Source organism: Acinetobacter sp. G18 (genome assembly GCF_052660225.1).
The window spans coordinates 2,623,799-2,639,175 of the sequence record NZ_CP109658.1 but is presented as its reverse complement, the minus strand read 5'-3'; the positions used below and the strand labels follow the sequence as shown (position 1 = coordinate 2,639,175).

Annotated in this window: 11 protein-coding genes; 6 read left to right on the top strand and 5 right to left on the bottom strand. The window is 37.6% G+C overall.

The features are described from left to right. Window positions 1–4: 4 nt before the first annotated feature. A complete protein-coding gene (locus NE363_RS12560; protein ID WP_100191888.1) occupies window positions 5–1,054 on the bottom strand; it encodes an NADP(H)-dependent aldo-keto reductase in 1,050 nt (349 codons plus the stop codon). A gap of 159 nt (window positions 1,055–1,213) precedes the next feature. After that, window positions 1,214–1,921, bottom strand: a complete 708-nt coding sequence (gene crp, locus NE363_RS12555) for a cAMP-activated global transcriptional regulator CRP (RefSeq protein WP_004702771.1) — start codon at window positions 1,919–1,921, stop codon at window positions 1,214–1,216. Window positions 1,922–2,360: 439 nt separating this feature from the next. On the opposite strand from crp, the gene NE363_RS12550 reads away from it, so the two are divergent. Then, window positions 2,361–2,783 carry an OsmC family protein gene (locus NE363_RS12550; RefSeq protein ID WP_039253874.1) on the top strand — a complete coding sequence of 141 codons (423 nt, stop codon included), beginning with the start codon at window positions 2,361–2,363 and terminating at the stop codon, window positions 2,781–2,783. Between the two features lie 92 nt (window positions 2,784–2,875). After that, window positions 2,876–3,301: a GNAT family N-acetyltransferase gene (locus NE363_RS12545; RefSeq protein WP_445535184.1), complete on the top strand. Its 426-nt coding sequence runs from the start codon at window positions 2,876–2,878 to the stop codon at window positions 3,299–3,301. Here NE363_RS12545 and NE363_RS12540 read toward each other — a convergent pair. After that, window positions 3,298–4,107 carry a peptidoglycan DD-metalloendopeptidase family protein gene (locus NE363_RS12540; RefSeq protein ID WP_445535183.1) on the bottom strand — a complete coding sequence of 270 codons (810 nt, stop codon included), beginning with the start codon at window positions 4,105–4,107 and terminating at the stop codon, window positions 3,298–3,300. The genes NE363_RS12545 and NE363_RS12540 overlap by 4 nt on opposite strands. A gap of 346 nt (window positions 4,108–4,453) precedes the next feature. Here NE363_RS12540 and NE363_RS12535 point away from each other — a divergent pair, with 346 nt between their 5' ends. Both NE363_RS12535 and clpB read left to right on the top strand, forming a co-directional pair. Then, a complete protein-coding gene (locus tag NE363_RS12535) occupies window positions 4,454–8,362 on the top strand; it encodes a Dyp-type peroxidase (RefSeq protein WP_445535182.1) in 3,909 nt (1,302 codons plus the stop codon). A 322-nt stretch (window positions 8,363–8,684) separates the two neighbouring features. Continuing rightward, window positions 8,685–11,264, top strand: a complete 2,580-nt coding sequence (gene clpB / locus NE363_RS12530; RefSeq protein ID WP_019458146.1) for an ATP-dependent chaperone ClpB — start codon at window positions 8,685–8,687, stop codon at window positions 11,262–11,264. A gap of 56 nt (window positions 11,265–11,320) precedes the next feature. On the opposite strand, the gene NE363_RS12525 is transcribed toward clpB, so the two are convergent. Continuing rightward, window positions 11,321–11,809, bottom strand: a complete 489-nt coding sequence (locus NE363_RS12525) for a CinA family protein (RefSeq protein ID WP_019458145.1) — start codon at window positions 11,807–11,809, stop codon at window positions 11,321–11,323. Window positions 11,810–12,075: 266 nt separating this feature from the next. Between NE363_RS12525 and NE363_RS12520 the strand changes: the two genes are divergently transcribed. Then, entirely contained in the window at window positions 12,076–12,492 is a 417-nt protein-coding gene (locus NE363_RS12520; RefSeq protein ID WP_445535181.1) for a hypothetical protein, read from the top strand. Window positions 12,493–12,516: 24 nt separating this feature from the next. Here NE363_RS12520 and rlmKL read toward each other — a convergent pair whose 3' ends face one another. Then, window positions 12,517–14,721, bottom strand: a complete 2,205-nt coding sequence (gene rlmKL / locus NE363_RS12515) for a bifunctional 23S rRNA (guanine(2069)-N(7))-methyltransferase RlmK/23S rRNA (guanine(2445)-N(2))-methyltransferase RlmL (protein WP_445535180.1) — start codon at window positions 14,719–14,721, stop codon at window positions 12,517–12,519. A 228-nt stretch (window positions 14,722–14,949) separates the two neighbouring features. On the opposite strand from rlmKL, the gene NE363_RS12510 reads away from it, so the two are divergent. Continuing rightward, window positions 14,950–15,294 (top strand): hypothetical protein, encoded by a 345-nt coding sequence (locus NE363_RS12510; protein WP_049066570.1) that lies wholly within the window; start codon window positions 14,950–14,952, stop codon window positions 15,292–15,294. Window positions 15,295–15,377 lie beyond the last annotated feature (83 nt).

Below are 15,377 nucleotides of genomic sequence, written 5' to 3'. Positions count from 1 at the left end.
TATTTTAAGGAGCGGGGTTTGGCTGTTGTATATGAATAGCTTCAATACCTTGTAAAATTTCTGGTGAAAGATCAATTTCAAAAGCCTGAATATTTTCTTTGAGCTGATCTAGGTTGGTCGCACCAATAATTGTACTTGTCACAAAGAACTGCTGCTTAATAAACGCTAGAGCCAATTGACTCAGGCTTAAACCATGCTTTTCAGCGAGTTGTGCATATTGTTCAGTTGCCCATTCACTTTGTGCATTGCTATAACGACTGAAACGTGGAAATAGAGTAACGCGAGCATTCGCAGGTCGTGCACCATTTCTAAACTTACCAGTTAAATAACCAAAAGCCAGAGGAGAGTAAGCAAGTAATCCTACACCTTCATATTTAGCAATCTCAGACATACCTATTTCATAAGTACGATTAAGCAGGCTATATGGATTTTGGACACTTACAAATTTACTTACTCCTAAATTTTCAGCGAGTTGTAAAAACTTCATGGTGCCCCAAGGTGTTTCGTTAGACAAACCGATATAACGGATACGTCCACGATTAATTTCTTTTTGAAGGGCAAGTAAAGTTTCTTCTAAGGGTGTAGTGTCATAATCATTTTGTGCTTGTTGATTGCCATAAGCGAGCGTTCCAAAGAAGTTGGTATGACGTTCTGGCCAGTGCAGTTGGTAGAGATCAATATAATCAGTTTGTAATCGTTTAAGTGAGCCATCAAGTGCTTGTGAGATATGGTCACTATTAAACTTGGTATGACCTTCTCGAATATGAGTTCCACCAAAGCCGGGACCTGCAATTTTTGAAGCAAGGAATACTTTGTCGCGTTGACCATGCTGTGCAAACCAATGACCTAATATAGTTTCAGTAGCGCCATATGTTTCTGGTTTGGGTGGTACAGAATACATCTCTGCTGTATCCCAAAAATAAAGACCGTGCTCTAAAGCATAATTGAGTTGTTCGAAAGCCTCTTGCTGAGTGTTTTGCTCACCAAATGTCATGGTACCTAAGCAAATTTCTGGAAGGTTAATGCCAGTGTGTCCAAGCGAGTTAAATTGCATATATCGAAATCCTTGAGAAATTTGAGTTAGCCTAATCGCAAATATGTATTCAACTTAAATCATAAAATTAGAATAGTTTGTAAGTTTTGTGTATTAACTCATTGTTGCATATAAAAAAAGCAAACCGAAGTTTGCTTTTTATTAAATCATTGCAATTACTTATTCTTCATCATCATAGTCTTCATCAGTGACTGAATTCTCTTCTAATGAAGCATCAAAAATGAGAATGGCTTTACCATCAGTTTGGATCATGCCTTGATCTTCTAAAGTCTTCAATACACGACCAACCATCTCGCGTGAACATCCAACAATACGTCCAATTTCTTGGCGAGTGATACGAATCTGACGACCATTCGGCAAGATCATTGCTTCTGGCTGTGAAGATAAGTCAATTAAGCAACGAGCAATACGACCAGATACGTCAATGAACGCAAGGTCAGTCATTTTGCGAGTTGTATTTTTTAAGCGACGAACAAGTTGCGCAAAAACGGCATAGCTAAGATCTGGATACTGCTTGCTCAGTTCGTGGAAGTTGTCATATGAAATTTCAGCAATTTCACAAACATCACGAGTACGGACTTCAGCTGTACGTTGAGGGTTCGGTTCGAAAAGCCCCATTTCCCCAAAGAAGTCACCAGGATTCAAATATGCCACAACAATTTCACGTTCGTCATCTTCACGCAAAATAATTGAAACTGAGCCTTTTAAAATTAAATATAAAGATTTTGACTCTGTTCCGGCATCAACAATTGTGGTTCGTTTTGGATATCTGTTGATGTGAGCACGCTTTAACAATGCTTTAACGGATTCAGGTAGTTGCCCCGGAGATAAAGCATCTGTGCTGAGTTGTGAAAAATTTGAAGTCATGCTTGATATGTTCCGAATAGGGTAAACAATTCACACAGGCTCGAGATGAGCTATTACACAGAAGAGATGAAATTCCTTATCAACTCATTTTATGTTAGTGTACAAAACAAGGGCCTGTTGACATTTCACAGATGGTTGCGACATAAGACGATTTTTCTAGACGTTACGAAGCAAGAACTATGGAATTTAGTCATTCTAAATAAATAGAGCTTAACAACGAAACGCACAAAAAATCTGGTCTTGCGCTGCTTCTAAGATGCTTAAATCACACCTCAGATTTTGGCTGAAATTTAACAAATTTTATTACAAAACTGGACAAAGGATTGCCCTTGTCTGTGTTTTGCGTTTTTATTTGAATTAATTTTTAGCTATTACGCAATCCATAGATGAAATGTCAACAGACCCTGCTTAAATTTATAATTTTTTTTGGGTAGTTGCAATGCAAACAAGTGTACATTGGCTAGAGAATGTTGCTTTTGAAGCGAAATCGGATAGTGGACATAGTGTCATCATGGATGGCTCACCTGAGTATGGTGGTGAAAACCGTGGACCACGTCCTATGGAATTGCTATTAATGGGACTTGGTGGGTGTGCTTCGTTTGATATTGTGACGATTTTAAAGAAATCTCGTCAAGATGTGACGAATGTCGTATGTCAGCTTAAAGCTGAGCGTGCCGATGCAATTCCAGCGGTTTTCACAAAAATTCATTTGCACTTTGTGGTAACAGGTAAAGCTGTCAAAGAAAAACAGGTTGCAAAAGCAGTAGAGCTATCAGCTGAAAAATATTGTTCAGCGAGTAAAATGCTTTCTGATGGTGGTGTAGAAATTACTCATGATTTTGAGATTATTGAAGCTGCATAATTTCATATGAATGCCTGAAAAAGAAAAGCTAACAGTGATGTTGGCTTTTTTTGTGATAAGAATAATTCAAAAAATATTAAGGAGAATGTTGGGTGAATATTCGTTTAGCACAGTCGCAAGATACCGAGGCCATATGTCACTTGCTGGAGCAAATGGGATATTCGCAGCCTTCAGGATTGGTTCAGGAACAATTTCAAAAGTTAAGTGAAGATCCCAATGCAATTACATTGGTCGCAGCCGATGATTCGCATGTATATGGAGTTTTGTCCCTGTATTTTATTCCGCAAATTGCCTTAAAAGGAGATTTTGCCAAAATCTGCTATTTGTGCGTTGATCAGAATATGCGTGGTAAAGGAGTGGGGCATTTGCTTATGCAAGAAGCCGAGCGTCTAGCTAAGCAGCGTGGTTGTGATCGAATGGAATTGCATTCAGGAATACAAAGACCTTTGGCACATCAATTTTATCTAAAAGAAGGTTATGTTGAAGCACCAAAGTATTTTCGTAAGGCTTTAAATTAACGAGGTGTATTTAGAAAAAGTTGCGGATCTACCCGAGCATTATTAAGACTCATGCCCCAATGTAAATGAGGGCCTGTCACGCGTCCTGTTTTGCCCACTAAACCTAATGTTTCTCCTTGGCGGATATGTTGGCCTTTCTCTACTTTTATCGCGCTTAAATGGCAAAACATGCTGACTAGGCCTTGGCCGTGATCAATTAATACAGTTTGTCCATTAAAGAAATAGTTTCCTGTTTGAACGACCACGCCATCTGCTGGTGCAATTACTTTTTGACCTACAGGGGCTGGAATATCAAGACCTGAGTGAGGTGCACGTTCTTCACCATTAAAAAAGCGTTTTCTTCCAAAAGAATTGGTAAATTTCCCTGAAGTGGGACGTATAAATTTGGGTAAGCTTTGCCATGAACTTGATGTGAAAGAGTTATAAACTTCATTTTGTTCTTTCGCTTCTTGAGCATAACGATCTAACTGACTTTGGTTAGGGTTCACATAGTCTTGGTTAGTGACTTTAATCCGTTGCTCAGCATAGGGATAAGACTTAACTTCTATTGGAATAGGCACTTTATTGGTATTGAGCTGAACACTGCCAAGTGGTGTAGATAATGGAATACCTACTACAGCATAACGTTGATGGCCTTCTTGACTAATTAAAACTGGTTTCTGTTGAAAAGTGACCTGAGTAATATCGGCAGTTAATGGAACGACTGCAATTCCACCGGGTCTTCTTGAGTCTTGGGGAAGTTCGGCAAAGCAGTAAAAAGGTATTGATGTAAAAAGCAAAGTAGAAATAAGTTTTTTTATCAACATAGCGACAATAATTTTCTAAAAGAATGCTAGAAATTATATCAGTAAGCTTTACTTAAAAGTTGTTTTAATTTTTTTAATGATTTTATTTTAATTTTATTTATTATTTTATATTAATAATTGATGGCTTGTTTTATGTAATTGGCTTTATTTTTTGTGACTTTTTTCTGCTTTATATTTTAAATTCTCTAAACTTAAATTTTTATTGGGAATATTTATTAATTCTTACTATTTTTGTTTGATTTTAAATATCTTGTTATTTGAAATTTTATTATGAATAATGCTTTTGTAATTAAATTTATAATCATACTTTTAATTATTATATAAAAATTTTAAAGGAACTAATATAATGTTAAATATATCTTATGAAGATCGTTTTACTGAAATATGGAAATATATGCAGCGTGGGTTGGTTTATCCTTCACCCCATGCCATTTTTAGTACAGTTTGGCTAAATAAAGAAATTACGCGGGAAAGAATACGACAATTAATGATAGCTGTGCGTCAAGAAGTTAATAAGAATCCAGCACTTTCTAGTAAAAATACAACTTTGGCAATTGGTGTATCTTTTGACAATTGGGATCTGATTTGTGAAAAAGATAAGTTGTCACGACCAAAGGGAATGCAATTACATTATCCAGAAGAAAAGAACCCAAATGTCTCAGAAGTTTTCTCTGATTCGAATGGGAGTTTTAAAAATTCGGATGGTGACATTTGGTTGCATGTAAAAAGTGATGATGCCGATGCGTGTACAGTATTACAGACATATATTGAGCATTTTTTAGCTTCAGATATTAAAGAAATATTTAGTCAAGTTACTGCTTCACAATCTAAAACAGGTCGCAATGGTAAGGTTTTAGGGTGTCGTTTTTCTGAAAATTTAAATAATCCATCTGATCCAATTTCACTGGCAAAACATACTTTAATTGGTGCAGAAGATATTGATCATTTTGGTGGCTCATACGTTTTATCTCAAAGGTTTTTAATTAATTGGGATCAAATCAACATGATGTCAGAAGATCAAATTGAAGATTTGATAGGACGTAAAACTGACGACACGATTATTCCAGACCGTGATAGCCGTTCGCACATTAAAGCTTCTCGTGTACAAGATGAAAATGGAAATACCACGCCTATTCTGCGTCTAGGTTTACCGTTTGGCCGTGCTGAATCAAATTCAAGTTTTAGAGTGCCAAAATCGGTAACTAAAGCCGATGAAGCAGGAATTTATTTTGCTGGTTTTGCAAAAACTGCTGCCATTTTAGAAGAAGTTATGGCAAGTCAGATTGGTGCAATAGAAGGCTTTATGAATGACCGTCTATTCAATAGCCTTCATTCAGACTTGGGAGGAATATTTTATATTCCAAGTTTAAAAGATTTAGCATTAGATGATGCGCCAGAATATTTAAATGATTTTAGTCGATTAGATAAAGATAACTGGAATTTTTTCCCAGGTATGGATTGGAATCGATTTGATCGCCATTATACGAACAGTTCAGATAATGGTTTGATGTACTATAATCATAGTAATTATCTTTTTAATATGGCAACTGGGCTAAATCCCCATAGTGAATTTTTTAAACCACCTTCTAATCGTATTTTAAGTTTACTTGAAAATACATTTTCTTTATGGCAAGACAACTGGTACTTCAACCGTAAACAAGAAGAAATTGAACGAGGGGTAGATTATTATATTGATGAGTTCGATATCAGTGATAAGCCTGAAAATATTATGGGTTTATCTATTATGCTGCGCAAAGGTTGGGCTATCCGATTAAGTTTGCAGTTATTCTCATCAGAAAACTATGGTTTCCGCGGACGAAAAATTTTATTAAAAAATGGTGAAATGATTCCATATTCAACTGGGCGTGAATGTGAAGGTAAGGTCATTTATGGATCAGATACTTATCGCATTATGCCAGATGAAATTATTGTAGGAGCTATGCCAAATCTGACCTTGGGTGAAGGTCGTTATGTCATGAAGTATTTGTCTGAAGAAGAACGTCTTCAGGGCTTTTTGCGTAACCTAAGTGAAGCATCGGGGGTTGGGCATGTCATTCCAAATTATAAAAAGGCACTAGATTTAGGTTTAGCTGGTCTACAACAAGAAATTGCGAAACATGCAAGCAATGCTCAGACTCCAGAGAAAAAAGACTTCTATGAAGCTTCGAGATTAGCACTAGTTGGTATTTCTGAATATTTCTTAAATTATTCAAAGCTCGCATTTAAAGTCGCAGACCAGATGCAAAAAGGACAAGAGTTCGAAAAAGATAATTTAATTGCGATTGGTCATCGAATGGAAAAGTTATCGAAAGATAAACCGGACACATTTATTGAAGCAGTTCAATTTATTTTCACATTGCATAGTTGTTTGCATTTAAATGGTGAGCCAACAGCATTTGGACGTATGGATCAGCTGTTACAACCTTTCCTTGACAAAGATGCGATTCCGGTTGAAGAAGCACAGGAAATTATCGATGCCTTCTATATCAAGCTAGACGAAAAAGTACAACAGAACCGTATGTTTATGGAAGATCATCAACCTTTCGGTAATCTTGCGATGGGCGGCAGTTCGGGACCTTATCCTCAAGGTGCATCTTTGGGACAATGGATTCAACAGATTACAGTTGGCGGTACAGTAGCAGATGGCGAAGAAGATTTTTCTAAAACCAAACCAGCTTATAATGAGGTCACAAAATTATTCATTCGTGCGTCAGGCCGTTTACCGTTAAATGCGCCGTGTTTGTCTTTACGCACACGCAAAGATATTCCTGAAGAAATTTTAGAAGTGGCTGCACATGCAATTTTATCTGGCGGTGCCCATCCAATTTTATTAAATGATGAAAAACTCATTCCTAGTCTTCATCAAAGTGGAGATGGCGTAGGGGGAGATGCGTTCTCTAATTTGCCAAATTGGAATTCTAAAGTCGATATTCGTTCAGCTCAAAATTATGCCTGTGATGGTTGTTATGAACCTCAGTTCCCTGGCGAAAACTGGTTTTCATTAGGTGGATTCTCGACATTACAGCCTTTGGAATGTGCATTAAATCAGGGTAGAACAATTTCAAGTGCTGGGCAAAGCTATCTGTTTGGGCAAACTGTTTCACTAAATACGAAACCTGCCGATCAGATAGATAGTTTTGAAGAACTATTAGATCTATATAAGCAACATTTTGAATTGCTCAATCGCAAGGCATTTAATGGGCAAATTCTGGGTTATGGTGCCAATACAGATATTTGTCCATCTCCAATTCTAAATGTTTTGATGGATGATTGTTTGGCTAAAGGTCAGGATTTTTATAGTGGTGGGGCTAAATATAATATTTATGGACCGTGTTATATCTCGCTCAGTAATACCATTAATTCACTATATGCGATTAAGGCAATGGTTTTTGATCCATTAACTGCGGTAACTACATTACCTGAACTCTTAGAGTGCTTGTGTTGTGACTGGGGTTATAAAATGACTGAGCCTTTTATTAGTAATTTAGCTGGGCATGCTCGTATTGCTGCACAAGCTGATCGCTATAAGCGTTTACGAGAGATTGCTTTGGCACAACCACGTTATGGACGAGGAAACTCTGAAGTCGATAAATTAGGCGATCAGATAGTTCAAATGATTGCTGAAATTTCAGTCGAAACATTTAGAAAACCATGGCCACAATTTGCGCAAAGTCTTAAAGGTTTAGCTGAACGTTATGGTTCAGAAGAGCATCCATTTGGTATTCAGATTCAACCTGGTGTGGGAACTTTTGAAAATCATGTAGAGATGGGGGCATGGAATGGAGCGAGCGCTGATGGTCGTCGTTTAGGTACAACAGTAGCATCAGATTTAAGTCCATCACCAAGTCCAGCAGATTTAGTTGTTGATCATCAAGTGGCTGAATTTAGCCGTGCTTTAAAAGGTTTTGACGGTACGGGTACAAATTTAATGGCTGATGGTGCACCTACAGACTTTAATATTCGTGAAGACTTTGGCGTTAAAGATTTGATCAAGATATTGAAACAATTCAGCCAAGGTGGGTCATCTAATATTTTAACGATCACGGTCGCTAACCCAGAAACATTTACTCAAGCGGTAACATCACCTGAGCAATATAATTTGTTAAGAGTACGTACTGGTGGTTGGTCAAACTTCTTTACGTCGGTATTTCCTATCATTCAGGAACAGCATCAGCGTCGTCCAATCTCTACGCCAGATATTCCAAAAGAAAAAACAGAGCAAGCTAAGTGTCCGTTCCATCAATGGCATAATTAATTAGCCATTTTATAAGGCAGTCTCTCAAGTGAGGGACTACCTTTAATCTTTTTAAATTTAAATACGATAATTAATAAAGATATTATGGCTTTAAAATTGCCATTTATGATAAAAATTCAGAGGAAATATAACATTTTTGTTTTCTCTTAAAAATTATACAAAATATACTTGAAATAGATCATTCATAAACCCATATTATAATGGAGTTTTACTTATTGTTATTTTAATAACATTATGAAAAATATATAAAAATTTATTTGAAATCCGAAAAAGTGTTCCCATCTATTAGACAAGTACAAATTTGTTGTGAGGAATAACAAGAATGCGTTTTGAAAAATTTACAAACCGCTTGCAGCAAGCCCTTTCAGATGCTCAATCTTTAGCGATGGGTAAAGACCATACCGCTATAGCAGGTATTCATATTTTGAGTACCTTATTAGAAGAGCCTTCAAATATTAGCTTGTTGCAACAAGCAGGTGCACGGTTACCTGAACTTAAACAAAAGCTTGAGCAAGCTATAAAAGATGCTCCGACTATTGCGAATCCGACAGGCGATGTCAATTTAAACCCAGAAGCAGTTAAAGCGCTTAACTTGGCAGATCGATATGCGCAAAAAGCGGGTGATGAATTTTTGTCAACTGACTGGGTTTTATTGGGCTTGGCAGAAACTGGCGAAACGAAAAATATTTTAAGTGCCGTAGGTGTAACTCCTGACAGCTTACGCAAAGTAATTGAACATATTCGAGGTAGTGACAAAGTCATGAGTAATAATCACGAAGACCAACGTGACTCACTTAATAAATATACGATTGATTTAACTGAGCGGGCTTTATCTGGAAAACTTGATCCAGTTATTGGGCGTGATGATGAGATTCGCCGTACCATTCAAGTCTTGTCACGTCGTACAAAAAACAACCCTGTGCTCATCGGTGAGCCAGGAGTTGGTAAAACTGCTATTGTTGAAGGTTTAGCACAGCGTATTGTGAATGGCGAAGTGCCAGAGGGCTTAAAAAATAAACGTGTTTTATCCCTCGACCTCGGTTCGTTACTTGCTGGTGCGAAGTATCGTGGTGAGTTTGAAGAACGCTTAAAAGCTGTTTTAAAAGATTTGGCGAAACACGAAGGCGAAATCATCCTGTTTATTGATGAGTTACATACGCTTGTAGGCGCTGGTAAAGGCGACGGTGCGATGGATGCAGGGAACATGTTGAAACCTGCATTGGCTCGTGGTGAGTTACGCTGTGTGGGTGCGACTACTTTAGACGAATATCGCCAATACATTGAAAAAGATGCAGCTTTAGAGCGTCGTTTCCAAAAAGTATTGGTTGATGAGCCAAGTGTAGAAGATACTATTGCGATTTTACGTGGTCTAAAAGAGAAATATGCGACTCACCACGGTGTGCAAATTTTAGACTCAGCGATTATTGCTGCGGCGAAAATGTCTCATCGCTATATTACAGACCGTCAATTACCTGACAAGGCAATTGATTTGATCGATGAAGCAGCTTCTCGTATCAAAATGGAGATTGACTCTAAACCCGAAGCACTTGATAAGCTTGACCGCCGTTTAATCCAGTTGAAAATGCAATTGGAAGCGGTCAAAAAAGATGAAGATGCAGGCAGTAAAGCCGAAGTTACTCATCTTGAAAAACAGATCGCTGAAGTTCAGAAAGAATACAACGATCTTGAAGAAGTGTGGAAGGCTGAGAAAACTCTAGTAGAGGGTACCAAACAAGCTCAGGTTGAACTTGATAAAGCGCGTATTGCTTTTGAAAAAGCTCAGCGTGAAGGTGATTTGGCTGAAGCGGCTCGTTTGCAATATGGTGTAATTCCAGAGCTTCAAAAACAACTTGAGCAAGACGAAGTTGCTGAAGAAAACGAAGAACCAAAACTCATTCGTACTAAAGTGACTGAAAACGAAATTGCTGAAGTGGTTAGTGCTGCAACGGGTATTCCTGTTGCTAAAATGATGCAAGGCGAGCGTGAAAAACTTCTTCATATGGAAGAGTTTTTACATGACCGTGTTGTTGGGCAAGATGAAGCTGTTGTTGCGGTATCGAATGCAGTACGTCGTTCACGTGCAGGTTTATCTGACCCGAATCGTCCTAGTGGATCATTCTTGTTCTTGGGGCCAACGGGTGTAGGTAAAACTGAGTTAACTAAAGCTTTAGCTAACTTCTTGTTTGATAGTGATGATGCCATGATTCGTATCGACATGAGTGAATTCATGGAAAAACACTCTGTCAGCCGTTTAGTTGGTGCGCCTCCAGGGTATGTTGGCTATGAAGAAGGTGGTGTTTTAACAGAAGCTGTTCGCCGTAAACCATATAGTGTGGTGTTGTTTGATGAGGTTGAAAAAGCGCATCCTGATGTTTTCAATATCTTGCTACAAGTGTTGGATGACGGTCGCTTAACCGACTCACAAGGTCGAGTAGTGGACTTTAAAAACACAGTTATTGTGATGACATCAAACTTAGGTTCACAAGATGTACGTGAGCTAGGTGATGGTGCAACTGATGACGAAGTACGTACAGTCGTGATGAATGCAGTAAGTCAGCATTTCCGTCCGGAATTTATTAACCGGATTGATGAGCTTGTGGTTTTCCACTCACTCAAGAAAGCGCAGATTCGTGGTATTGCGGATATTCAGTTAGATCGTTTACGTTCACGTCTGGTTGATCGTGATATGAGCTTGAATGTTGATGACAGTGCATTTGATTTATTGATCGATGCTGGTTTTGATCCTGTGTACGGAGCGCGTCCATTAAAACGTGCAATTCAACAACAGGTTGAAAACACATTAGCTCAAAAAATCTTATCGGGTGATTTTGTCGCAGGTGACACTATTTTAGTTAAAGGCGAGCATGGTCACTTAGTTTTTGATAAGATGAAACTGAGCTAAGCTCTTTCTGCTAAAACCGAAAAGAGAATATGGAAACATATTCTCTTTTTTTATATTTAAATTTTATTTTGATTAGATGATATAAGCGTAATAATTGAGTCTGCTACTTTTTGTGTGAGAGTTTTTAGTTTTTGTTCGGCATGGCCAGATAAAAAATAATGATAATGATAAATACGCTTTTTGTAAGAAATACAGATAAAAAAAGTACCTACAGGCTTTTCTGCGGTTTCACTTCCACCATGTTTGAGTAAACCCGTACAACTTACAATAATATCCGCTTGCTGAAATAAGATTTGGCCCAACTTACACATTTCTTCTGTCACTTGTGGCGATTCAGCTGTGTACATATTAATTAAATTTGGATCGACTTTTAAAATACTAATTTTAATGCTGGGGTCATAACTAACCAAACCGCCCAGTAAAATATCAGCGCCACTATTTTTATGAATCGAAAACTGACTGGTTAAGTAGCCTGAACTGGCACTTTCAATAAATGCAACTTTAAGTTGAAGATCTTCTAATAATTGGCAGCATTGCTGGAGCATTATTTCACCTCGTATGGTGTGTATTTATAAATAAAATCAAATACAAATGAATTATAAAATTACAGTAAGTGATTTAAAGGTACCGTTCAAGCCTGAGATAACAATCTATAAAACTATTGAATAGTGACGAAATACTTGTGATATATTTTGATTTTAAAATGATCAATGCTAATTATCGGGAAGTTTCTTTATAACATTGCGACAAGGTTAAAAAGTTGCTAGTTTTATTCGATATAACAAACAATAACAATTTTAGGAAGTAGGTAATGAATAATAAGCAAGGGTGTGCGCTAATAATTTTAAGCGGTATGTCTGTATTATTATCAAATACTTGGGCTGCTCAACCCATGAGTGAAAGTGCGCTTTCAACTCAAACAGGAGCGGTCACTACATCTTTACCCGTCATTATTGCTAAAGCTCAAGATGATGCCAAGAAACCTGAAACAGAACAGCATCAAGCTCGTAAAGAATTAGGAGATAATTATTTACAAGAAGTTCGCTGGAACTCATTAAGATCGAGTGTATTATCACCTTATCAAGAACAAAAACAAAATCAGGTGATAGATATTAAAGAAAAGAAAAAATTAGAAATGGTTGCGCTACCAGATAGAGCGGACCGTTTTACACGTTATGAGTTTGAACCGAAAAATGTACATGGCGAAGTTATCATTACCGTAAAGTAATGATAACTTCCCGCCAAATTTATATCAGTTCAATCCTAAATGCTGAATTTTCCATGCACGGTGGATTTTTTGATTACGTTTAAAATCAAGTCCGATCGTTTCAGACGTAATTTCTTCAACGTCGTATAGCGCTTCAATTTCTTCATCTATCTCGAAGCCACGGTAGTTATTTGAGAAGTAAAGCGTACCTTCACTTGTTAGACGGTTCATTGCACGTTTAATAAGAGAAACATGGTCGCGTTGTACGTCGAAAGTACCATAAAACTTTTTAGAGTTAGAGAAGGTAGGTGGGTCAATAAAGATAAGATCATATTGTTCGTGACCTTCTTTTAACCATTCAAAACAGTCGCTTGCAAAGAACATGTGTTGTTCGTCTGCATGATCTACAGTTAAACCATTTAAAACGAAGTTTTCTTTTGACCAGCCTAAGTAAGTATTCGATAAGTCGACACTTGTGGTACTAGCAGCACCGCCCAAAGCAGCATGTAAGCTTGCTGTAGAGGTATAACTATATAAGTTCAAGAAATGTTTACCACGAGCTTCTTGAGCAATACGTAAACGTATTTGACGGTGGTCAAGGAATAAACCTGTATCGAGGTAGTCGGTTAGGTTCACTAAAATTTTAGCTTTACCTTCTTGAACGATAAAACGTTTTGAAGCTGTGCTTTGTTTCGTATATTGATTAGTTCCTGTTTGACGAGCACGCGTTTTAATAAAAATAGCATCGCGGTTCAAACCAGTTACAGCACGAATTACAGCAAGCGCTAAATTAAAACGTTTTTTTGCTTTTTCAGGATCGATCGTTTTTGGTGGAGCATATTCCTGAACATGTAAGCGATCACCATATAAATCTACAGCGACGTTAAAGTCAGGTAAGTCGGCATCGTATAAGCGTAAGCAATAAATATTTTCTTTAGTAGCCCATTTTTTCAAGGCAGTCATATTTTTTTGCAAACGGTTAGCAAAGTCTTGAGCTTCTTCTATTTCCACGGGTTGAGCTTGCCAAGTTGCTAAAAATGGTTGTGTTACTTTTTCTGGTTTGATTGCACCGAAACGAATGTAAATTGGTAACTTACCATTCATTAAACGTAAAGTTTCAGGCGCTTCAAAAGCTAATACATCGGCTTGTTCAATTTGAGCTGCAATAATAGCGGCATATTGATTTGGGAAATGTTTTTGTAAAAGTGCAGATAGACCTAAATAAAGAGAACGGTTTGATGCTTTATCACCTAAACGTTCGCCATATGGCGGGTTAGTTACAATAAAAGCTGTTTTCTTTTCAGCGGCAAAATCTGGCCAGTCAGCTAAAGTGCGTTCTTCAATTTGAATTTCGCTTAATAGTTTTTCAAAGCCCGCCGCAATAATATTTTCACGTGTTGCTTTTACCGCTTCCCAATCTGCATCGTAGGCATAAAACTTAGGTAAAGGTAATTCAAGCGCTTTCTCATGACGTTCTGCTGCTTCAGCTTTGAGCGAAAGCCAAAGTTCACGGTCATGACCATGCCAGCCATTAAAGCCAAAACGACGAACAAGACCAGGTGCGCGGTCAGTTAAAATCATTAATGCTTCAATGATAAATGTACCTGAACCACACATTGGGTCGAGTACAAGTTCTGGATTACGTTCTTTAAGCTTAGCTTTTTGTAAAATTGCGGCAGCTAGGTTCTCTTTAATCGGTGCATCTGTCATGTAACGACGGTAGCCGCGTTTATGCAATGAGTCACCAGATAAATCTAGACAGTAAGTATGTTCGGTCTTACCAGCAAGTACATATAAGGTAATTTCTGGTTGTTTAGTATCAATACTTGGGCGACGACCTACAGCTTCCATAAAGGAATCGACGACACCGTCTTTTGCTCGAAGCGTTGCAAATTGGGTATTAACTTTAATTTCACGCTCTGCATGTAGACGAATAGCGAAGGTACTTTGTGGTGCAAAAATAAGTGACCAGTCAAAGCTCATTGCACCTTCGTAAAGCTCTTCTGCTACATCACGTGCATCATGTGTGTGTTCAAGTTCATAAGTATGAATTGGAAGTAAAACACGAGAAGCGAGACGTGACCACATGCAAATACGATAAGCATGCTCAAGCGTTCCTTCAATGATTAAACGTCCAGCTTTACGTTCTGTCACTTTGGTGCCAAGCTGTTCTATTTCTTCTTGTAAGAGGCTTTCTAAACCATCAGCACAAGTAATCCAATAGTGGTTTAAACGTAAAGAGGTATTCATAAACTCAATTGACCAAAACATATAAATATTAACAATGCAAAGTTTAACTTATTTTGATGTGTAAAGGTCTTTAAATTATTGCAACCTATCACTTGGCAACCAATAAACTGATTTTTAAAGCTTAAAATATATAAACTGGTATGTATTTTGCTAAACCTCTATGAGTAACGCTTATTTATTAAATGGTTTTTAACCAATTTTATGATTTGAAAGCATAGGGGAATATAAATGAAAGATATGATGGGGAATGGTTTTGTAACCAATGCGGAAGCTTTTTCAATCTCTACACAAATATATGTACGTATGCGTAGAGTCACTGGGCGAGTCATCGATGCATTGTATGTGGTCCAAAATAAAGATTATGCAAAGTATGTAATAGCACTTGCCTTGGAAACAGATGACGATGAATTAAAACGTTTTGTTGAGCGATTAAACTCATTGACTGACTCAATACCCGAGCTTCCTCAAAAACAAATCGCTAGCAATGTTCAGTTGAGCGAAGAAACAGAAATCACGGCTGAAGATATTTATCGGGCACAAGTTCCACATCATTATATTGGTGCTTTAAGGTAATCTTTACGCGACCCTAAATTTTCTGGTCAATTTAGGGTCTTATTCTGTAAAGTTCTTCTGCGAAAAAGCTGGAATTCAGCTAC